This window comes from Brevibacillus humidisoli, from assembly GCF_020923435.1.
In the GTDB taxonomy this organism is placed as follows: domain Bacteria; phylum Bacillota; class Bacilli; order Brevibacillales; family Brevibacillaceae; genus Brevibacillus_E; species Brevibacillus_E humidisoli.
The window spans coordinates 138,024-158,102 of the sequence record NZ_CP087263.1 but is presented as its reverse complement, the minus strand read 5'-3'; the positions used below and the strand labels follow the sequence as shown (position 1 = coordinate 158,102).

Here is a 20,079-nt window from a genome sequence, read left to right as displayed (position 1 = left end):
AAATGGATTATGTAAGAATTACAAGTATCGAAGATCCCTTGTTTGCAAAAATGCATCAGCTCATGCAGGACGTGTTCCCGCCTGAGGAGGTATTGGCATTCGATCTCTGGAAAGAGCCGCTGGAAGACCCGGGAATCCGCGTATTTGTTGCCGTTCACGATGGCAACGTCGTTGGAGCGACAGAGTATCGCTACTATGAAGATATGCATGTGGCGATGACCGACTTCACAATCATTGGTCAAGCTGGTCTGGGGATTGGCCGGTTTTTGGCTCGCAAGCGGATGGACGACCTCACCGCGCTTGCCGCCGCATGCGGAAAGCCGTTATACGGGATGTTTGCCGAAATCTACGATCCCTATCGGGTGGAGGAGCACCAGTTTGGCGGGATAAAGCCAATGGACCCCTATGTTCGGCGTGAAGTATTGTCTCATCTTGGGTACAAACGTCTGGACTTCCCTTACGTCCACCCTTCCTGGAACAATGACGGACAGCCCGTAACCGGACTGGACCTATGCTTCCTCCCGTCTGAAGAGGAGACCAACCAGTTGGATGCAAAACTGATCGTCGATTTCCTGACTCGCTACTACTCCGTCCTGCCGAACAAGCCGCAGGAGTGGCACCAAATGATAGAAGCTCTCTCCTCGAAAGAGAGCGTAGCGCTGCTCCCTATTTAGAAAAACGGTACGATCAAACAGCCCTTTATAGAGAAGGGCTGTTTTTGTGTGTAGACAAAACCTCGGTACAGGCGGAGAACAGCTCTTTTCCGGAAGGAGCAACTTTTGCCAACCAACCTAGCGGAGCCAGTCCGAAGCGGGGGCTTTCGGGCGCAACTCTGAGTTGCCTCGTAGCAATAACCCCTTTTGCGCCCGCCCGCTTGCGTACTGGCGCAGCGGACAGTCCCGCTTCCTCGCAGGTTGGCAACGGCGCGACTGCAGGAAAAGAGCTGCTCTCCCCCCGCGACGCCCCCACCTGTCTACAGTCTAACAGCCCCATCCTCAAAACATCTTCTGCTTAAAAAACGAGGGATACGACAAAAAACTGACCAGCAGGGCCGTAATCGCAGAAGTGGACATGGAACTGACCAATATCACCAACTGGTACTTTACGGCGATGATAGGGGAAGCACCGGCAATAATCACTCCTGTCATCATTCCTGGCAGATGAATCAGCCCGGTTGATTTCATCGTCTCGATATTGGGGATCAAAGCCGCTTTTACAGTCGCCTTTATCATTTCCTGACACGCCTGTCGCGGATTCGCTCCCAAGGCAAGCTTGGCCAGTATCATCTGTTTTGTCAGCTTAAACTCGTTTAGCATCCGCTCAAAGGTCACACTGGCTACAATCATCGATCCACCGATGATCATCCCGCTCATCGGCAGGATGTACTGTGCTTTGGCGTCGATGATATCAAACATGAGCCATACCGAAACGGATATCACTTCCGCCACCAATATCGCGGCACTTGCAATGGCAAACGCATGAGGGAACTGCTTCCCTCTCCGCGCACAATTCCTGCCTGCGATCATGATCATGGTGAGGATAAAAAGTCCCAACGCATACCATGATTCAATGGAAAAAACGTAGGTAATCACGTACCCGATCACGATCAACTGAATCGCGCCACGGAGGGTAGAAAGCGCGATTTCCCTGGCAATACCAAGGTTTTGCTGATAGGAGACCCAGATCGGGATCAGGATAAAGATGCAGGTGATCAGGAGTGCGGCATGGCTGATGTCTTTCACGGTTTATCCTCTTTTCCCATCTTATTATTCTATAACTGGTCTGCCCGTCCCCCGCCCGAAACCCGCCGCGTCGGCGCTGCGGAACATCCGGAGCCCTGCTACCGTAGTGTGGTGTGCAGCCCATAGCAACCACTGGTTACAACCCATGATACGATTTCGACGATCTGCCCCAAGTTCCTCCCCCAGAAACTTCTCCTCACGTAACGAGCCTTCTCTGCCTGTTGACATCTCTTCCTTTCACTTGTATCATAGTTGCATCAACAACAGTTGTATAGTAAACCAAAAAAAAAGGGGGGGGGAATGATGGATTCCGACAAGTCTTTGATTCTGCAACAGCAAATCCAACAGTTTATTCGCTTGTTTGGCGTATTGGAACAAAATAAAACACCTTGTGGAGCACCGATCAACATCACACAAGCCCATGCTCTCCATGAATTAAGCAGCGCAGGTGCGATCACGCAGCAAGAATTGGCAAACAGGTTGTACATCGACAAAAGTACAACCAGCCGTCTGATTGATGCTTTTGTGAAAAAGGGATTCGTTTTAAGAACAACGAACCCCCACAATCGACGAGAAACGCTCATATCCATTACCGATCAGGGGCGACGGGCGAACGATCAGGTGGAAAAAAGGCGACGGGCAAAATATCAGAAAATACTGGACGGTATTCCACTCGACAAACAACCAGAGGTATTGTCAGCCTTGTCTCACCTTATCCAATCACTGAAAAAGGAAAAAGAAAATACGATGACGGAGGAGTGAGAATGTGTTCAGCAAAACAATCCTTCTGACCGGTTTGCTTTCGTCCGTAACCGTTCTATCCATCGGATGTAGCGCTGCAGAAACAACGGAACCCGCTGTTTCACAACCATACACCGACTTGCAGAGCCGCACGATAAAAGCCTTGTCTGCCGAAAAAATAGAAGGCCTGTTGAAAGGTGCGGGCTTGCAGTACGCGCTATCTGCGGAACTAAATCACTATCCCGGTCCCAAACACACACTCGACTTTGGCAAGGAATTAGGGCTGCATCCTGATCAAGAGAGTGCGATCAAGGAATTGGCCGACGACATGACCTCAGAGGCAAAAACACTGGGAAAAAGACTGGTTGAACTGGAAAGCCAGTTAGACAAATCGTTCGCAAGCGGGTGGATCACAGAGGAAGAGCTCACCGCAATAGTCAACCAGATTGCCATGGTGGAAGGGCAATTGCGAACTGTCCATCTGCAAACCCATCTCAAAACAAAAGAAATCCTCTCCCCCGAGCAAGTTGCCCGTTATGACGTATTACGCGGGTACATAGAAAATCGTGATGCTTCTACACAAGGCAAACAGCACCAGCATGATCATTGAAGCGGAAAAAGGGACCTCTTCGCATTGGCGCAGGGGTCCTTCGGGGGTATAACGAAACCAACGAATCGCCGTACCGATCCTCTTCATTCTCCTAAAGCATTGTAGGTCTGCGATACGAATACGTTTTTTTCCATAAACCGTTTAACGTAACCCTGATCGGACAGCTTGCTGCTGACCTCCTTCTCCCATCGCTCTTTTTCCTGCAGGGAGTTGAACGCATCTCCGTACCATCGTTCTACCGCCTCTCTTCGAATCGTATAGGAGTCGTCCTGGAAGTTGAGCTTCAGGACTTGCAGATTATCGATCAGTACAAAGTTTGCCGTTGAATTGTAGACGATCGCATGCGTACGCAACTCTTCATCGATGCTGGCCGCTGCCTCCTCGTAGGAAATCTCTGCCGTTAGCTGATCAGGGTAGAGCTGATACGTTTTTGCGATATTGTACAGGGGGAGCCGGTTGTTGAGGTTGGTCAGATTGCCTGCATTCCCCATGTACTTGCTTTTATATGGCAACACGTGAGCGATATCATGGGTCAAGGGGTTGAGCTGCGCCAACTGCTCCTGCTGTTCCTGTCGCTGCAGCTGCGGCTTGGCAACGCCCTCCACATACAACATGCCGATAACACCAATCATCATCAGTGCAATGATCCATCCATTTCTCTTCTTCATCTCACACGTTCACCTCGTATCTGCTGGCCAGACGATGCGCTGTCTGAAATAGCAAGGGTACAACAATTGCTGCAAAAGGTGCCGCAAAATCAACCGCAGCGACGGCAAACTGGTATGGGCCATCGATGCTGATCGGGCGGCCAAACCAGAGATCACTTCCGAACCAGATCGCTGCGGTATAGGCCGTCATCATCAAAACGTACATCGCCCAGATGACCCATGCCGCTTTGCTTCGTTTGGCCAGCTTCATCGGATGGATAATCGATACCGCATTGCGAAAGTGATCATCCTTCTTCGATGCGAGGAGGAAATAGGCAACCGTGCAAAGTGCGACGGCCAGCGTGAACAAGTTGTTAACCCATACGCCTGTCGATACCATTCGAATTGGGATGGTCAGAATCCAGCCGACCAGCAGATACAAGAGCGCCGTCTGTACCAGATCCGTTTTGTAGCGATTTACGTATACCGGTTGATGGTCCTCGACCAGAAAGTCAACCGTATCCATATGTCTAGTGGCGCGATGGACGGCTTCCAGGTAAGGAATGCCCTCAGCGATGTAGTCGGTTGCTTTCGCCTCCAGGTTGCTGAGTATTTCCCTCTTCAGTTCTTGGATCTCTCTGGTTTCTCTGTAGTTGGCAAACAAGTCTTCTACAAATCGCTCCAACTCTTTCACGGCTTACTCCTCCCCTCCACTCTCGATCAGGCGGTCTATCAGATCTCTCGCTGCCTTCCATGCCGCATAATTTTGTCTGTACATCTCCCTGCCCGCCTCCGTAATGTGATAGTATTTTCTCCGCCCGCCCTGGGTCTCTTCACCCCAGTATGATTGGATCATGTTCTGTTTTTCGAGACGTCGCAAACTGGAATACAGCGTCGGCTCTTTTAATTCAAACCGGTTTTCACTTTTGCGGTAGATTTCCTTAATTAACTGATAACCGTAATTATCCCCTTGCAGCAGCACACAGAGGATAATGGTATCGATGTTTCCCCGGACCAAATCACTGTTGTAAAACGGCTGGTTCAATCTGTTACGCCCCCCATCCTTCAGCCAATACATCATAACACATATTACTATGTCTGTAAAAGTACTATTTCAAACAAAAACACGGAAACAGGCATCCGTGCTTTCGTGACTTTCTCTCATTTGCCTACAGATGGCCTCAGTATCTGCAGCAACATTCATACTAGGTCGATGGTGAGGCTGCTTGGCACCCATGCTGCAGCATCACACCTGATCAGCATGGGGTTTCACCCCCATACCTCCCTTAATGCCGCGCGGAACAGTTCGTCGAGCTGATCATCCTGACTCCCCGCAGAGCCGTTATCGAAGTTGGCAGCCAGCCGTTCATAACGGGCAATCCGTTCTTCCAGGAAATCGTGAAGCGGCTCTATTCTCGGCTCAACATCCCATTCTTCGCCCGCCTTTTTTCGTATCAGCAACTGCTCTATGCTGGCTTTCACTTCACTCCCATCAGGAAGCAGTTCCTCCATCAGGCGATGAAACTGTATAGGCGGCATCGTTCCATATTGTTCGATCCACCAGCAGGCCAGGATGGGCCGGAGTACATAGAAATACTTTTTGCTCTTCACCTGTTCACTCTGGAGATAGTCCCTATAGTTGCCCTTGGCCATGTTTAGATAGTGATACACGCTGGATTTTGGCGCGTACGTAAGTGACGCCAACGCCCGGATTTGATTTGCCACGCTGTACTGCTCCAGGTATACGATCGGCGATTGCAGCCACTCCAACAGGGACGGGTTGGATTTACGAAACAACTGCAGGGCTTTTCGCAGATCCCAACCGCTGATATCCAGCATCTCGTGAATGGGCCGCTCAATCACATCTCTCCTGTCAAAGATAGAGAGATACCAATCAACAGGGCGGATATAGAGGAAGCGCACATCATAGTCACTGTCTTTGGAAGGAAATCCCCATGCCCGGCTGCCTGATTCACAGGCGTACAGGATGCGGATCCGCTCTTCCTGTTCGATTTTTTGCAGCTCATGCAGTATCGTCCCGGTCATGTCAGCCATGGGAAGACCTCCTCTTGGTCGTTGCTTCACTCTTCTTCTATCACCCGTTCGTTCCATGTCCCCTCTACGTAATAGCGCAAGATCAACTGAGTCTCCTTTTTCTGCAAATCAAACGAGTAGTAATCCGAATCGCTGTCTAAATCCGTGCTCTCCGTTGTTCGGGACACGTGCACTCGCTGCTCATCCCAGTAAGCATCGATCACCACTTCTTGTTGCACGGCGATCTCGTCCCATATCTGGTGATGCAGATTACGGATGTCGCCAGCAAGGAATTGTTTCACCCGATGGAACACCAGGTTCGTCTCCTTCGCTTTCCCGTAAAAATCCAATATCTTCTCCGTATCGTAGTCCAGACTGATCTCGATTCTCTCAGCGTCTGGATTGTAACGAACTTCTCTGATGGCGGACCAATCCAGCAGTCCGCTTTGCTCTGCCCGAAGGGAGCTGACGAACTGCCGGACGTCAGCGGTTTCCCGCCTCACTTCTTGAGAGACCATATAGGTGATGGGAAATGACAACACCAGCAGCGGAACCACCGCGAACACGATCAGCCCGAGATAGGCCCATCTCGTGCGCCTGCTCTTCCCGTCAGGCCACGATGCGAGCAGTGCTGCGATCCCGATGAGAAACGATACGCCGATCACCACCAACGCCCCTGTTTCGTACTCCAACTCTCTGGCCATATTGCTGGCAAACGTACCGTGAGAAAACAAGGATGTGAGCAATGGAGAGACGGATAAGGAGAGGACAGAGAAAAAAAGACGAGAATTGAAATGAACGAGAGAATCCTGATCGCACGCCACCCCCCCACTGTACCAGACGTAGTAAACCTTCCAAGGGGATCCAAGACCCTGTTTAGAAGCCCTTCATACTACAAATGCAAACTCATCGTGATATTTCTATCGACAAAACCAAGCTGCTCATAGAGCCGTTTCGCATGATTTTCCACGTACACGCTCAGCCGAACTTCACGATACCCCTCTGCTGACAACTGTTCGATCGCCTCTCTCATCAACCGCTTGGAGACACCCTTCCCCCTGTGTTCCGGCAGCACATAGAGCTCATAGATAAAGCCAAACCATTGATCACTGAACTGATCCTGTCTTGCTCCAAACAGAACCCATCCAGCCAACTGGTTCTCTTCTACTGCGACTACGTAGCGTCCACCTTGCTGCAGCAGGGATTCCACCAACTGCTTTATCTTCTCAAAAGTAGGTCGCGTCCTGCCCATCGTGCCTTCGAAAGCCGCCTGCGGCGAATGTTGCAGGATAAGCTCCAACTCGCCCTCTGTTGGTGTTCTTACTTCCATCTAATCTCCCCCTCCTTACTAGTTACTCGTTTTCTCCGTTCACCTCAAAAACAAACCATACACTGCCATAATCCCAAGATCGGCCAGCATATGACTAACAATGGAGCCAAGCAGGGACTGACCGATCAGCCGCATATATCCCCAGATCACTCCAGCCAGAAAGACGGAAGCGATCACAACAACATGGTACGGTCCATTCATCAACGGTAACACCGACAGCAGATGATACAGCGTGTAAAAGAGTGAGCCAAACACGATGATCGCTCTCACACTCCACGCTGTACGCAGTTTTTGCCACATATACCCCCGCCAATACAGCTCTTCCAGTATTGGATTGAGAAACATGACGATGCCCATCAGCCAAATCACCTGATCTCCTGAAAAGTTCCATCCAGCCAACACCCTCTGCAGATGAGACAACTCAAATGCGTAACGATGAAACAGGTATCCGGCCGTCAGTATTGTCAGGAAGAAAAAAAGGCCGGAGAAGAAGCCATGGTACAGGTTTTTCCGATTCAGACTCAGTCCCAGGCTGCGGAATGTCTCTGACAGCGTCATTCTTCTGATCACCAGCAGTTCCCACAACGGCACGGCAAACAGCCAGCTATAGAACAGCAGAAACGTGATCGGCACACTGCCCATCACTTGCAGGCCGAGGAATATCATCAGCGTAGGTCCAAACATAAGAAGGATAAGAGCCATGTGATCCCCACCAGATCCTAGTATATGTGCCTATCAAAATAGTACCTGGTCTGAGAAGCGGTTCATAGTACCAACCTAGCGTAGTACCGGCTGCCCTTGGTGGCTGGGCCGATTTCTGCACACCGACCTGTTACAAGCGTACAAATATGGTAACATAGGGAAATAAGATTGCGGAAATAGGTGATACAAGTGGTATTTATATCCCTTTTGATCTCCAGCATCCCCCTCCTCTTCCTGATTCGGGGCTTGTCGTCCAACAACCCAAAACCCCTGAGACAAAAAATATTACCCGGGCTGCTGGCGTACCTGGTCCTTTTGGGAGTCACCTCATGCCTCCACCTCTATTTTCGGTCTACATACGATTTTCCTCTACTCCCTTCTGTTGGTGACTTTACGATCGGATTTATCATGCTCATTATATTTGGCGCCATCTTTCTGCTTGTCGGAATTGTCTCACTCGTTATCACTCGCGATCTGTTCGGAACAATGGTTGCCTTGTTTATTTTGATTCTGCTATTGGTGCAAATCTTCCTCTCCATTTTCTGGTTCGCATCACTGGGGGAGAAGTGGGAATATGCAGAAATACTGGATCGGGCAGAACGGGTTTTTGCCACAGCAGGAGATGAAGAGGCAAAACAGGAGATCTCCGTAGAACTGCTCTACTCCGCTCGGGGTTTTTGTTGGAGAGACTGCTCTACTGAAGACTATCGCAATCTGTTTATGGTGAAAAATCACCTGGATCAGCCGGTACAGGCAGAATTGAAGATCCTCGCCGCCAATGAAAGAAAGCAACAATTGGCGATGTATGAATCATTGCCCATAGACCTGCAGCCGGGCGAATACCGCGTAGTGGTTACCGAGGAGACGAACCTGGAGGACAGTGTTTGGGACCGTTGGACTTCCTATACCGATGAGAAAATAGCATTTTTCCAATACCAATACCGATATGAACCGATAAAATAAAAAGAGTCAGAGACAGCGCCGCATCGGAAAGCACTGTCTCTGACTCTTTTTGTCCCAAGCTTAGCAAAAACACTCCGGTCCATCATCTCGGTTCTGCTGAGGCGGGTTATCGCCTTCCTCTTCATAGGAGTTCAGTGCGTGAACGCCATGGCTGAGAATCGCTCCAGCACATGTACATCAATACAGTAAGGACATCCCGAGACGTGGGCTACTGCGATCGCGAGCAGTTCCTGCTTGTCTTTTGTGGTATGGCGTCTGCCGTCTGGTAGACCTGCTGCTCGAAATGTTGATAGGCGGCAGCCGCTTGGGGGCTTAAGCTGACCAATTCCGGGATACGCCTTAGATTGGCAGAGGAGTAATACGGCTTCATCTCATTCCCTCTCCTTTCATGAACGGTTGGTCGGGCAGGTACTCACACCTAGAATGCCATAGGTGAAACAGACACCGAGCAGACCTGTCAGCAGCAGTGGAATCCCCAACCATGCTGCGTATTTCCATGGGGCTTCCACAAACCCGAGCATCGATAGCAAGAGAATGCCCAGCACGACTCGTAGCACCCGATCCCATTTTCCGACGTTTTTCCTCATGTTCATCCCTCCTCTACACTGTTTATGGTAGGAGATGAACCTACATCGCTTCTGTGACTACGTCACTATACCTGAACCAGCCGTTCCAGATCGCTGCGCTGAACCAGGTAGATTTTCCCTCTGCCTAGGCGAATCGAGCCTCGTCTTTCAAAATCCTTCAATATCCTGCTGACCACTTCCCTGGCCGTCCCCAATTCGATAGAAAGCGACTGATGGGTCGCATACAGGGGGGCATCCGTTTGAGCGTTGGTTTTGCGCAGGAGCAGGTCCGCTACTCTGTGAGCCATAGGGTAAAACGACATCTCTTCCACCAATCCGGTTACCGACACCATTCTCCTGATAAACTGGCGATAGATAAATCGGCTGAGGACAAATGAGGCATGCTGAAAGATATGTCCCTCCTCGATTACCGGTCGGGCGGGAAGGGTAATGGTCGATATACCCGCCTGCTGCCATTCTTTAGATGGTACTGCCGCAAAGCAGGGGACCGCCGATACCATTTTCTCGATTTGCTCGGGCCGCATGTGTTGGATCACTTCCTCATTCGCCTAATCCCAGGTTTCCTGCAAACGATCCGCATAGAACAAGATCGCTTTCTTGTATCCGGCAATCCCCGGATCATCGGTCACTTCTACGATTTTTTTCAACAGGGTTTGCATGGCCCCCTCGTACTCCCCCACGTTGTGCAGCACCATTGCGTAAAAAACAGAAAACTCATGGGCGTCAGGCATTTCTGCCAATCCCTGTTCAAACACTGCCTTGGCCATGTCGTACTGCCCAAGCGCACGATAGGTGCTGCCTAACCCCAACAGGGCACCTCTTCTCTCCTTGCTTTGCAGTCCCATCTGTATCGCCTTTTCGTAAAATGGAACTGCCTCTCTTTCCAGTCCGAGCGCATCATGGATCCATGCACATTGATAGAGGACGGATGGATTTTCCGGCTCTCTCGCATACAGGTCGAGCAACAACCGCTTCGCTTCCTCTAACTGCCCTTCTTTTCTCAACGTTATTGCTTTTTGCAAATCAGACATCTGTACCTCCATCGTCACGTGTGTATTCGATCTTGCTGTCATTCTATCATGCCTAGACAGAAAGAGTAGGAGCTAGCAAGCATCGACATGCGAAGCGACTCCCTCCTTCAAAAAAAGTTCCTCCCTACTGCAATCATACGGTACAATTATGTATATTCTGTAAAATCAATTGCGGTAGAGGAATCGTTTATGTTTGATCGCGATTCCAACACAAGTACGCCGATGGCTCAAAGTACTGGCTGTCATTGTTATGGTCGCTACTTTACCTCAACGAGGAGCGTGTATGAATCATGCTGTTGATCAGCCTGCTTTCTTTTCTGGCAGGAACAGTCTTAGTACTCGTTTCTTTCTATACGACTCGCAATGTTTTGCGAAGCAGCGTGGCGCTGCTGACCATATCTTTTGTCACATTCGTTTGTGGCATTTGGGGCGCAGCAGTTGATTTTTTATCTCTGCTTGATTTGATTGGAGAGTGAGCAAAACGCTGTAACTCCTGTGTGATTGCTCTCCAAGAAACATGGAGGTGGGCATGGTCATCTATGTTTTTCTGCTACTCCATGTTGTGCGCAAAAAACCAGACATCTAAACCTTGCATCGGAATCGTCTGTTGATGATTTCTTGTGAAGTTCGGGTTGCCCTTCTTTTTTCTGCAACCCTAAAAACCAGGAAAAGAGGTCCACCTATGAAGCAAACACGGTTTCATTTTTTACAGCGTGAGTTTCCCAGCGCAAACATGGTGTTGATCGGGGGAGATGAACCGATTCTGGTCGACACCGGCTTTGGCAGTGACATTGCCGCCGCCGAAGAAGCGATAAAAGAGCTGGGAATCCAGCCGGATCAGCTGCGCCTCATCGTTAATACCCACTACCACAGCGACCACGTCGGCGGAAATCACCACTTCCAGCAAAGATACGGTGTGCCAATCGCCGCCCACCGCTGGGACGCGGAGATGATCAATCGGCGCGACCGGGAAGCTTGCTGCGCAGAGTGGCTTGATCAGCCGGTGGAACCATACATAGTCAATCAAGCGCTATCCGATGGTGATGAAATCGCTGCGGGAGAGATCCGTCTGCGAGTGATCGATACGCCTGGTCATACGCTGGGCCACCTGTCGCTTTACTCCCGCGAGCATCAGATCCTGATCGGCGGTGATCTGTTTCATCGTGACGATGTGGGCTGGATCAACATCTACCGGGAGGGTGTCGCTTCCCTGCATCGGTCTCTGGAAAGTCTGGAGCAGGTAGCTCGTCTGCCGCTGCAACGCGTCTACCCTGGGCATGGTCCGGCCATAGACGATCCGCAAGCCGCTATTGAAGCAGCAAAACGCCGCTACACCAAATGGCTGAGCGAACCGGACAAGATGAATTGGCATGCGGTCAAACGGATATTTGCTTTCACACTGATGATCCGCAACGGATTGGCTGAGCACGAGCTAGAGCCGTACTTGCTCACCTGTGGCTGGTTTCGTGATTTTAGCATCCATGCGTTCCGGCAAGAGCCCCATGATTTTGCCAAAACCTTGCTGGATGAGATGCTTCGCTCTGGTGCGGCGGTCTGGCAAGGGAACATGTTGACGGCAACTACCCCGTTTCTCTCCCCTGCTGCCGACTGGTCGGGGCGTGAGCGATCGCCTGCCAATTGGTAGGAAGTGCGGCCGATCCTGCCATGGAGTCTGCGCTTCCACACAGTATCGCAGACTACTGTTATTCTAGGTACAACAGCACTTTCCCCAAGCTGTTTCTGCCCTCTACCAATTGATGTGCGAGCGATGCGTCTTTCAGCGGAAACCGTTCACTGATTTTGATGTCCAACTGTCCATTTTCCAAAAGAGAAAATACGTGAGTTGCTGTTTCCTGTAATAGCTCGGGACGTTCTTTTCTAGTGGTTCCCAAACTGAATCCAAGTACAGAGCGGCAGCTGGCGTGCAGGTCACTGGTTTGCACTTGTCCGCTCTTTCCACTAGAGTTCCCAAACATGACCAGACGCCCGTAATGAGCAAGACATTGGAAACTTTTCTCCGTTATCTCTCCGGCAATCGAGTCCAAGATGATATCGACACCTTTGCCTCCCGTCCATTCGTTAACTTTTTCAGAAAAATTTTCTCTTTCATAACAGATTACATGGTCTGCTCCGGCACTCATGGCCATTGGTATCTTGTGTTCGCTGCCGACGGTTCCGATAACGCTTCCCGCTCCTAACACTTTGGCCATCTGAATCGCCGTCGTTCCTACCCCTCCGGCTGCAGAGTGAATCAGAACCGATTCCCCCTTGCTCAACTTAGCTACATCAGCAAGCAGCTTGTAGGATAAAAAAGATACGATCCCACAAGCCCCGGCCGTATCAAAATCAAGCCGATCGGGAATGGCGAAGGTTAGGTTTTCGTCCGCGACAATATACTCTGCATACGACCCTTGGTGAGGAAAAGCGATGACGCGTTGACCTACCTGTATCGACTTCACGTCATCGCCTACTTTTTCCACCACGCCCGATGCTTCCAATCCGGGGATAAAAGGCGGTTTCTGCCCTTTCCCGCCGTATCTGGCTTTAATATCTGCAAAGTTAACGCTGGTCGTTTTGACGCGAATCAATACTTGTTTCGAATGGATCGTGGGCATCTCCATGTCTACATAGTTCATATTCTCTGCTGAACCAAAGTTTTCAACAATAACGGCTTTCACCCTTGTCCGTCCCCTCGTTCCGTATTATGCAATACAGTTCCATTTCTTTGAATCTTATAACCAATCGTAGAGAAAATCAAACTTGCAGGAAAAGCACAAATAATCAAAAACAAGAAAGTGCTGTCGTGCATAATGGTGTTGAGCGAACAATCAGAAAGGAACGAAGAACATGGACTATTATAAAAGGATTCAACAGGCGATATCCTTCATAGAGGAACATCTTCATGAGGAGATGAACATTGCTGAGATTGCTTCAGCAGCCTGTTTCTCACCCTTCCATTTTCAAAGACTTTTCCAGGCGATTACCGGATTTTCTGTGCATGAATACATCCGCAAGAGGCGATTGTCGGTAGCTGCCGACTTGCTCAAGCAGACGAATACCAGCGTACTAGATATCGCGCTGACCTCCCACTATAACTCGCAAGAAGCGTTTACGCGTGCTTTTGAGCAGCTATTTGGCATTACACCGGGCAAATACCGCAAAGCGGATACTAGTGTTCGACTGCAGCCAAAAATCGATCTACTTGACTACCAAAAAGCGATGAAAAAAGAGATCAACGTACAGAAACCCGTGACGAAGCATCTGGACCCTATCGAGATCATTGGTTACGAATACAAAACCAACTTGAATTATGAGCGATACTTTGAGGAGATCCCCGGTTTTTATCGCGAATTCGGGGAACAGGGACGCTACATGCACATACAGAATAAACGTGCGCCTCATATGGCCTATGGCATCTCATGCAACTTTCAGGATGATGGTACGTTTTCATTTATTGTTGGGGAAGAAGTGGAGCCCTTTGATGGCGGTTTGCCAGACGGTTTTGTCCATCTTGTGATTCCCGCGGGGACGTATGCCGTCTTTCAAGCCTACGGTGGGGACGGCATTGTCCAGGATACGAGGAAGTATATTTATGGCACATGGCTGCCCAATTCCAACTTTGAGAGAAACGAAGGGCCAGATTTTGAGGTTACGGATGTGGTCGGCTCCGTCTACCCCCATGATTTAAAGATCACCATATACATACCGTTGAAGAGGTAAGAACCGTTTCACTGCCAGCACCTGCTGACGGGTTGAATCGATGACCCGCAATTGGTCCACACGATACACGATTGCGGGTCGTAGCAGGTTCTCACAGCAGTCTGCTCCCTGCTTACTTGCATGCAATGCTTAATTCTCGCAAATATCGTTCTGCTTTCACATACAAACGATGCGCTTCTTCTATCGATACTTCCGCAAATCGCAGTTGATGGCCGGGCAGCATTTGCGCAATATAGGGCAAATCGACCGAAATCACTGTACCGATCCTCGCATATCCACCCGTTGTCTGACGATCCGCAAGCAGAATAATCGGTTCCCCATTGGCGGGAACCTGGATCGTCCCAGGTACGATCGCGTCAGAAAGAATGTCCGCCCCTTCCCGGTGTCTGATCTTCGGACCCGCTAACCTGTATCCCATCCGATCCGCCTGTTGGGTGATCTGGTATTCTCCCTGAAGGAATATGGTAATCCCTTCTTCCAGGAACGAATCACGATCCGGTCCCAGAACGACCCTAGCTGTATAGGAATCCCGATACTGCGGTATTTCCGTCGGCATCAGCCCTCGGCCGATCAGATGTTGCAGCGGTCGATCGCTGCTGCCTTGCTGCAGGATATCCCCTTTTTGCAAGGCTCTGCCTGCCAATCCGCCTACGCCTGCTTTCATATAGGTCGATTTGCTGCCCAATACCAGAGGTACATCAATTCCACCGGCCACCGTAAGATACGCGCGCGCTCCTTTTTTCGGGGCGCCAAAGCGTAGGGTTTGTCCTTTTTTGGCTTTCAACGATTTCCACATCGGCACACGGCTTCCATCGAGCGTCGGAGAAAGCTCTGCACCGCAAATCGCAATCACGGTATCACAGAGGATTTCCAATTCCGGTCCGATTAACGTGATCTCCAGACCGGCTTCGCCTCGTCCGTTTCCAACCAGCAGATTTCCCACCTGCAAGGCAAATGGATCCATCGCACCGGCGACAACCATCCCATATTGTTGATAGCCTGTCCGCCCCAAATCTTGAACAGTTGTGAGCACGCCCGGCTTCTTTACCCTGAACACATCTTTTCCTTGCTTCACTCCGATCCCACTTTCTTGATCGCAATCTGATGGTGTTGCAAGCCCTGCTTTAGCTTTTGCACAAATAACAGCGCACTAGGCTCATCCCCATGTACACAGATCGTGTCTGCTTGAATCGCAACATCAGAGCCATCAACTGCCTCCACTTTTCCTTCTTTGATCAAACGAATCATCCGTTCCACCGCCTCTTCGGCATGATGTATCATGGCGTTGGGCTGCGTACGCGGCGTCAAAGTACCATCCGGTTGGTACGTCCGATCTGCAAACACTTCCTGGGCTGAGGCTAGCCCCTTTGCCTGTCCCGCCTTGACCAATTCTCCTCCTGCCAATCCAAACAATATGAGGTTGCGATCGACATCATAGACAGCTTCGGCGATGGCCTGCGCAAGATCTCTATCTCTGGCCGCCATATTATACAGGGCTCCGTGTGGTTTTACATGGTTAAGGGATGCTTGATGAACCCGGGCGAAAGCCTGCAAGGCACCGATTTGATAGACCACAAAGTTGTAAACATCCTCTGGAGCTACTTGCATCGGACGGCGGCCAAATCCGATCAGGTCGGGCAGACCAGGATGTGCCCCTATGCCCACCCCTTTTTCAACGGCCAGCTTCACTGTTTTCGCCATCACATTATGATCACCCGCATGGTAACCGCAGGCAATATTGGCTGATGTGACAAGATCGAGCACTTTTTCATCCTGCCCGATTTGATAGGCTCCAAAACTTTCCCCCAAATCACAGTTCAAATCAATGCGGTGCACTCTCCCTCACTCCCCGTACCGTTTTTTTGAGATCATCAGAAAAGGTTGACCATCAATGCGTCCGCGTCTCCTTTTGCAGCTGATAGCGGCCGGCTTGAACATCCGCTTCGATCTGATCGTATTCCGCTTTTGAAATCGATACAAACTGCAGATAGTTGCCGGCCTGCAAAAGCATCGGCGATTCGCGATCAGGGTCATACAGGCGCAGCGGTGTGCGACCGATGATTTGCCAGCCGCCCGGCGTTGCCATCGAATAAATACCGGTTTGTTCACCAGCGATTCCAACCGAGCCGGGGGCAATCCTCTCACGCGGTGTTTGCAGGCGTGGCGTGGCAATTTTCTTGGACATCCCCCCCAGATACGGAAACCCTGGCGTAAATCCCATCATGTAGATCAGATATTCGCTTCCCGTGTGGATCTCGACAACCTCTTCCGCACTTAATTGATTGTGCCGAGCCACCACCTCCAGATCAGGGCCTGACTCACCGCCATAGTACGTCGGGATATAGATCCGCTCTGCCGGTGGAATCTCTCGTTCTCCTCGTCTCCTATAGAGCTCCGCTATCTTTTCCGCCAGTCTATCATAGGAAATGGTATAGGGATCATAAAAAAGAGTGACAGCCGTGTACGTAGGAACCCATTCCGCCACTCCCTTGATGTTCGCCTGCTCCAGCAAAACACAAAAGCTGCGAATCTGTTCATTCAACTCGGGAGATATTTCCGTTCCCCATTGAACACGGACAGCGGTATCTCCCAACGTGTCCAATCGCAATTGCTGTCCATCATGCATAACGCTGATTTGCTCCCCCCTTCCAGGTTGCCAATCTTTCAGGCTGCTTACGATCCATCTGCTCTGCTCACGATCGACCTGCTCTGCTCACACATGGTTCTCTCCACTCACGATTCCCATTCAATCGTATGCTTTTCCAAAAATTTTGTATCGAAGTCTCCCTGTTGAAAGACTGGATGATCCAACAGCTTATGATGAAACGGGATGGTGGTGTGAATACCTTCGATCACAAATTCCTCCAACGCTCTTTTCATCCGCCTAATCGCTTCCTCACGATTGCTTCCCCATACAATCACCTTGGCAATCATCGAATCGTAAAACGGCGGGATCTGATATCCACTATAGGCGGCACTGTCGACTCGCACGCCAAATCCGCCAGGAGGCAGGTAATGGGTGATGCGCCCCGGCGAGGGCATGAAGTTCTTGACCGGGTTTTCCGCGTTGATCCGGCACTCGATCGCCCAGCCGTCCAGTTTCACATCTTCTTGCGAGAAGGAGAGCGGAAGACCGGCCGCCACGTTGATCTGTTCCTTGATCAGATCAAAGCCGGACACCCATTCTGTCACCGGGTGTTCTACCTGAATCCGTGTGTTCATCTCCATGAAGTAAAACTTGCCGTGTTTATCCAACAAGAATTCAACCGTTCCCGCCCCGTGGTAGTTGACCGCTTTTGCCGCCGCAACGGCTGCCAGCCCCATCTCGGCCCGCAGCTCTTCACTCAGGGCAGGCGAGGGTGCCTCCTCGATCAGCTTTTGGTGACGACGTTGAATGGAACAGTCCCGCTCCCCGATGTAGACGACATTGCCGTGTTTGTCCGCCATGATCTGGATCTCCACGTGGCGCGGTCCTTCCACAAACTTTTCCAAGTAGACGCCGGGATTGCCAAAGGCGGTCTTCGCTTCGTTCTGCGCCTGACGGATCGCTTTTTCCAGTTCCTGATCATCGTTTGCCACACGCATCCCGCGTCCGCCGCCGCCTGCCGTCGCTTTCACCATGACAGGATAGCCGATCTGCTGCGCCGTCTCGATCGCCTCCTCCACGTTTTCGATCAGCCCGTCCGTACCGGGAACAATCGGAACCCCTGCTTGTTTCATCGTCTCTTTGGCTGTCGATTTGTCACCCATCTTGGTAATCGCATCGGGTTCTGGACCGATAAAGGCGATGTTGCAGGCGGCACATATCTCGGCAAAGTCAGCGTTTTCAGCAAGGAAGCCGTATCCGGGATGAATCGCGTCAACCCCTATCTTGGCAGCCAGACTCATCAGATTCGCCATGTTGAGATAGCTCTCTTTGGAAGAGGTTGGTCCGATGCAGTACGCCTCGTCAGCCAGCTTGACGTGCAGCGACTCGCGGTCGGCTTCGGAATAGACGGCTACCGTTCGGATCCCCATTTCGCGACACGCACGGATAATCCGCACGGCGATTTCACCGCGGTTTGCTATGAGCACTTTTTGAAACATCGCTACCATCCCTTGCTATTTTTTCTTGACCGCAAATAAAGGTTGGCCATATTCTACGAGCTGCCCATCCTTCACCATGACCTCGACGATTTCACCGTCCACTTCCGCTTCGATCTCATTAAATAGTTTCATCGCTTCCACAATACAGACTACCGTATCCTTATGAACCGTATCTCCTACCCTGACATAGGGGGCAGCTCCTGGCTGCGATGCGGAGTAATAGGTACCCACCATCGGTGAGGTGATATGGGTTACAGGATCAGCATGCTGTTCCTCTCTCGCATGATTAGCTCTCGCGTCATCACCGGCTGTTAGGCGTGCTTCGACCGCTGCACGATGATCCTCCTGTGCTGGTTGTGGAATGGTTGTCGTGACTGGACCGTCCACAGCGGCAGTTTCCAGAACTACATCCCCTTTTTTGATGCGAATTTTTTCGGATTCCGATTCGTATGTGAATTCCTGAACCGAAGATTGATCCACCACTTTGATCAGATCTCGTATATGCTGTACCTTTAACATTCTCTCACGTCCCTCGTACTCCTGTTATCCATTTTTCAAATAGCAGCGGTTAGTGCACCATCTGGTTCGGCAGCCAGAGTACAATATCCGGATAAAGCGTAACGATTGCCACCACGGCCAAGATCATCAGAAAAGACGGCAGGGCATACCAGGCAATCTTGAGTACGTCATCACGTACCAGACCGTTAATGACAAACAAGTTAAACCCTACAGGCGGCGTAATTTGAGCGACTTCAATCATCATGATCAGATAGATGCCGAACCACAGGGGATCAAATCCTGCTGCGATAATCAAGGGCAACGCCAACGGCAGACTCATCACAATCATCGAAAAGCCGTCAAGCAAGCAGCCCAGTATAATATACATAATCGACATCAGCATGATTAATTGGAACCTAGACAGTCCAAGTGTGCCAATCCATTGCGTCAGCGAGGCCGGAATGCCGAGATATCCTACAGCCACGGACAAGTACGACGCGCCAACGACAATCAACATGATCATCGAGCTGGTCTTCACGGCCCCCAAAACGGCTTCCCAGAAAATATCCTTATTCAAACTCCGAGATAAGAGGGCAAAAAAGAGTGCACCAACTACACCAACGGAAGCCGCTTCGGTCGGCGTAGCCCATCCCGCGTAAATACTGCCCAATACCATGACAATTAAGATACATACAGGGAGTAACAGGGGCAGTGATTTGATCCGATCCGCCCATGTATAGCTCTCTCCCTTTGGCGCGAGGTCAGGGTTTACGATGCAGCGAATGATCGTAAAACCGCTAAAAGCGGCAGCAAGCAGGATCCCTGGAATCACACCGGCGATAAACAATTTGCCAATGCTGACTTCTGCGACAATACCGTATACCAGCATGATCATACTGGGAGGGATCAAAAAGCCTAACGTTCCGGCACCTGCAAGAGAACCAAGGCTGAGAGAACGATCATAGTTCCGCTTTAGCAGCTCCGGCAGCGTTATCTTGCCTACAGTCGCAGTCGTCGCAGCCGATGACCCACTCACTGCAGCGAACAGACTGCTGGCGATGATATTGACATGGATCAACCGTCCCGGCAAAAAACTCATCCAGGGGGACAACCCCTTGAACAGGTTTTCCGAGATTTTGCTGCGAAACAGAATTTCTCCCATAAAAATGAACAGGGGAAGTGCCATCATCGTTGAACTGTGTGTGTTATTCCAGAGTACATTGGCTAAGATGGTCATCGGCGGACTATCCGTAAAAAATGCGAAGCTCCCTATCCCTACAAGAAACAACGATAATCCAACCCATATCGTGCTTCCCAAAGTGAGAACCAAAAGCCCCAATATGGCGAACGAAACAACAGACAAGCTCAAGGCTGCTCTCCTCCTTTAC

At 50.6% G+C, this 20,079-nt stretch carries 27 protein-coding genes; 7 read left to right on the top strand and 20 right to left on the bottom strand.

Features of this window, described 5'->3' with window-relative positions; translation table 11 throughout:
• Nucleotides 1-2: 2 nt before the first annotated feature.
• Nucleotides 3-674, top strand: a complete 672-nt coding sequence (locus tag LOK74_RS00785; RefSeq protein ID WP_230044634.1) for a GNAT family N-acetyltransferase — start codon at nucleotides 3-5, stop codon at nucleotides 672-674.
• A gap of 321 nt (nucleotides 675-995) precedes the next feature.
• Here the strand turns inward: LOK74_RS00785 and LOK74_RS00780 are convergent, their stop codons facing one another.
• Nucleotides 996-1,742, bottom strand: a complete 747-nt coding sequence (locus LOK74_RS00780; RefSeq protein ID WP_230044633.1) for an ABC transporter permease — start codon at nucleotides 1,740-1,742, stop codon at nucleotides 996-998.
• Between the two features lie 303 nt (nucleotides 1,743-2,045).
• On the opposite strand from LOK74_RS00780, the gene LOK74_RS00775 reads away from it, so the two are divergent.
• Both LOK74_RS00775 and LOK74_RS00770 read left to right on the top strand, forming a co-directional pair.
• Complete coding sequence (locus tag LOK74_RS00775; RefSeq protein WP_230044632.1) at nucleotides 2,046-2,504, top strand: MarR family winged helix-turn-helix transcriptional regulator; 459 nt, start codon at nucleotides 2,046-2,048, stop codon at nucleotides 2,502-2,504.
• Between the two features lie 4 nt (nucleotides 2,505-2,508).
• Nucleotides 2,509-3,093: a Spy/CpxP family protein refolding chaperone gene (locus LOK74_RS00770; RefSeq protein WP_230044631.1), complete on the top strand. Its 585-nt coding sequence runs from the start codon at nucleotides 2,509-2,511 to the stop codon at nucleotides 3,091-3,093.
• Nucleotides 3,094-3,176: 83 nt separating this feature from the next.
• Here LOK74_RS00770 and LOK74_RS00765 read toward each other — a convergent pair whose 3' ends face one another.
• The 7 genes from LOK74_RS00765 to LOK74_RS00735 all read right to left on the bottom strand — a co-directional run bounded on the left by LOK74_RS00765 (nucleotide 3,177) and on the right by LOK74_RS00735 (nucleotide 7,806).
• Complete coding sequence (locus tag LOK74_RS00765; protein WP_230044630.1) at nucleotides 3,177-3,761, bottom strand: DUF4825 domain-containing protein; 585 nt, start codon at nucleotides 3,759-3,761, stop codon at nucleotides 3,177-3,179.
• 1 nt (nucleotide 3,762) lies between these two features.
• Complete coding sequence (locus tag LOK74_RS00760) at nucleotides 3,763-4,434, bottom strand: permease prefix domain 1-containing protein (RefSeq protein WP_230044629.1); 672 nt, start codon at nucleotides 4,432-4,434, stop codon at nucleotides 3,763-3,765.
• Between the two features lie 3 nt (nucleotides 4,435-4,437).
• Nucleotides 4,438-4,818, bottom strand: a complete 381-nt coding sequence (locus tag LOK74_RS00755) for a PadR family transcriptional regulator (RefSeq protein WP_230047125.1) — start codon at nucleotides 4,816-4,818, stop codon at nucleotides 4,438-4,440.
• Nucleotides 4,819-5,009: 191 nt separating this feature from the next.
• Nucleotides 5,010-5,795, bottom strand: coding sequence for a nucleotidyltransferase domain-containing protein (locus tag LOK74_RS00750; RefSeq protein ID WP_230044628.1), 786 nt, complete (start codon nucleotides 5,793-5,795; stop codon nucleotides 5,010-5,012).
• Nucleotides 5,796-5,821: 26 nt separating this feature from the next.
• Nucleotides 5,822-6,598 (bottom strand): hypothetical protein, encoded by a 777-nt coding sequence (locus LOK74_RS00745; protein ID WP_230044627.1) that lies wholly within the window; start codon nucleotides 6,596-6,598, stop codon nucleotides 5,822-5,824.
• A gap of 68 nt (nucleotides 6,599-6,666) precedes the next feature.
• The gene (locus LOK74_RS00740; protein ID WP_230044626.1) at nucleotides 6,667-7,104 is read right to left on the bottom strand and encodes a GNAT family N-acetyltransferase; all 438 of its coding nucleotides are present in this window, start codon (nucleotides 7,102-7,104) and stop codon (nucleotides 6,667-6,669) included.
• Nucleotides 7,105-7,143: 39 nt separating this feature from the next.
• Nucleotides 7,144-7,806 carry a CPBP family intramembrane glutamic endopeptidase gene (locus LOK74_RS00735; protein WP_230044625.1) on the bottom strand — a complete coding sequence of 221 codons (663 nt, stop codon included), beginning with the start codon at nucleotides 7,804-7,806 and terminating at the stop codon, nucleotides 7,144-7,146.
• A 408-nt stretch (nucleotides 7,807-8,214) separates the two neighbouring features.
• Between LOK74_RS00735 and LOK74_RS00730 the strand changes: the two genes are divergently transcribed.
• Entirely contained in the window at nucleotides 8,215-8,769 is a 555-nt protein-coding gene (locus LOK74_RS00730; RefSeq protein WP_230044624.1) for a hypothetical protein, read from the top strand.
• Between the two features lie 131 nt (nucleotides 8,770-8,900).
• On the opposite strand, the gene LOK74_RS00725 is transcribed toward LOK74_RS00730, so the two are convergent.
• The 5 genes from LOK74_RS00725 to LOK74_RS00705 all read right to left on the bottom strand — a co-directional run bounded on the left by LOK74_RS00725 (nucleotide 8,901) and on the right by LOK74_RS00705 (nucleotide 10,387).
• Nucleotides 8,901-8,987: a hypothetical protein gene (locus LOK74_RS00725; protein WP_230047124.1), complete on the bottom strand. Its 87-nt coding sequence runs from the start codon at nucleotides 8,985-8,987 to the stop codon at nucleotides 8,901-8,903.
• Nucleotides 8,978-9,139, bottom strand: coding sequence for a hypothetical protein (locus tag LOK74_RS00720; RefSeq protein WP_230044623.1), 162 nt, complete (start codon nucleotides 9,137-9,139; stop codon nucleotides 8,978-8,980). The genes LOK74_RS00725 and LOK74_RS00720 overlap by 10 nt, the downstream gene beginning before the upstream one ends.
• A gap of 16 nt (nucleotides 9,140-9,155) precedes the next feature.
• On the bottom strand, nucleotides 9,156-9,356 hold the full coding sequence (locus LOK74_RS00715) for a YgaP family membrane protein (RefSeq protein ID WP_230044622.1): 201 nt from the start codon (nucleotides 9,354-9,356) through the stop codon (nucleotides 9,156-9,158).
• Between the two features lie 65 nt (nucleotides 9,357-9,421).
• Complete coding sequence (locus tag LOK74_RS00710; protein ID WP_230044621.1) at nucleotides 9,422-9,880, bottom strand: Crp/Fnr family transcriptional regulator; 459 nt, start codon at nucleotides 9,878-9,880, stop codon at nucleotides 9,422-9,424.
• A 24-nt stretch (nucleotides 9,881-9,904) separates the two neighbouring features.
• A complete protein-coding gene (locus tag LOK74_RS00705; protein WP_230044620.1) occupies nucleotides 9,905-10,387 on the bottom strand; it encodes a tetratricopeptide repeat protein in 483 nt (160 codons plus the stop codon).
• 290 nt (nucleotides 10,388-10,677) lie between these two features.
• Between LOK74_RS00705 and LOK74_RS00700 the strand changes: the two genes are divergently transcribed.
• Together LOK74_RS00700 and LOK74_RS00695 are read left to right on the top strand one after the other, a co-directional pair.
• Nucleotides 10,678-10,863, top strand: a complete 186-nt coding sequence (locus LOK74_RS00700; protein WP_230044619.1) for a hypothetical protein — start codon at nucleotides 10,678-10,680, stop codon at nucleotides 10,861-10,863.
• Between the two features lie 206 nt (nucleotides 10,864-11,069).
• On the top strand, nucleotides 11,070-12,032 hold the full coding sequence (locus tag LOK74_RS00695; protein WP_230044618.1) for an MBL fold metallo-hydrolase: 963 nt from the start codon (nucleotides 11,070-11,072) through the stop codon (nucleotides 12,030-12,032).
• A 58-nt stretch (nucleotides 12,033-12,090) separates the two neighbouring features.
• Here the strand turns inward: LOK74_RS00695 and LOK74_RS00690 are convergent, their stop codons facing one another.
• A complete protein-coding gene (locus LOK74_RS00690; protein ID WP_230044617.1) occupies nucleotides 12,091-13,065 on the bottom strand; it encodes a quinone oxidoreductase family protein in 975 nt (324 codons plus the stop codon).
• Nucleotides 13,066-13,234: 169 nt separating this feature from the next.
• Here LOK74_RS00690 and LOK74_RS00685 point away from each other — a divergent pair, with 169 nt between their 5' ends.
• The gene (locus LOK74_RS00685) at nucleotides 13,235-14,107 is read left to right on the top strand and encodes an AraC family transcriptional regulator (protein WP_230044616.1); all 873 of its coding nucleotides are present in this window, start codon (nucleotides 13,235-13,237) and stop codon (nucleotides 14,105-14,107) included.
• Between the two features lie 112 nt (nucleotides 14,108-14,219).
• Here the strand turns inward: LOK74_RS00685 and LOK74_RS00680 are convergent, their stop codons facing one another.
• From LOK74_RS00680 to LOK74_RS00655, 6 genes are all read right to left on the bottom strand, one after another.
• On the bottom strand, nucleotides 14,220-15,182 hold the full coding sequence (locus LOK74_RS00680; RefSeq protein ID WP_420908712.1) for a 5-oxoprolinase subunit C family protein: 963 nt from the start codon (nucleotides 15,180-15,182) through the stop codon (nucleotides 14,220-14,222).
• Entirely contained in the window at nucleotides 15,179-15,943 is a 765-nt protein-coding gene (locus LOK74_RS00675) for a LamB/YcsF family protein (RefSeq protein WP_230044615.1), read from the bottom strand. The genes LOK74_RS00680 and LOK74_RS00675 overlap by 4 nt, the downstream gene beginning before the upstream one ends.
• A gap of 52 nt (nucleotides 15,944-15,995) precedes the next feature.
• Nucleotides 15,996-16,733, bottom strand: coding sequence for a 5-oxoprolinase subunit PxpB (gene pxpB, locus LOK74_RS00670; protein WP_230044614.1), 738 nt, complete (start codon nucleotides 16,731-16,733; stop codon nucleotides 15,996-15,998).
• Nucleotides 16,734-16,840: 107 nt separating this feature from the next.
• The gene (gene accC, locus LOK74_RS00665) at nucleotides 16,841-18,193 is read right to left on the bottom strand and encodes an acetyl-CoA carboxylase biotin carboxylase subunit (protein ID WP_230044613.1); all 1,353 of its coding nucleotides are present in this window, start codon (nucleotides 18,191-18,193) and stop codon (nucleotides 16,841-16,843) included.
• A 15-nt stretch (nucleotides 18,194-18,208) separates the two neighbouring features.
• Nucleotides 18,209-18,712 carry an acetyl-CoA carboxylase biotin carboxyl carrier protein gene (gene accB, locus LOK74_RS00660; protein ID WP_230044612.1) on the bottom strand — a complete coding sequence of 168 codons (504 nt, stop codon included), beginning with the start codon at nucleotides 18,710-18,712 and terminating at the stop codon, nucleotides 18,209-18,211.
• A 49-nt stretch (nucleotides 18,713-18,761) separates the two neighbouring features.
• Nucleotides 18,762-20,009, bottom strand: coding sequence for a TRAP transporter large permease (locus LOK74_RS00655; RefSeq protein ID WP_230047122.1), 1,248 nt, complete (start codon nucleotides 20,007-20,009; stop codon nucleotides 18,762-18,764).
• Between the last annotated feature and the right edge of the window lie 70 nt (nucleotides 20,010-20,079).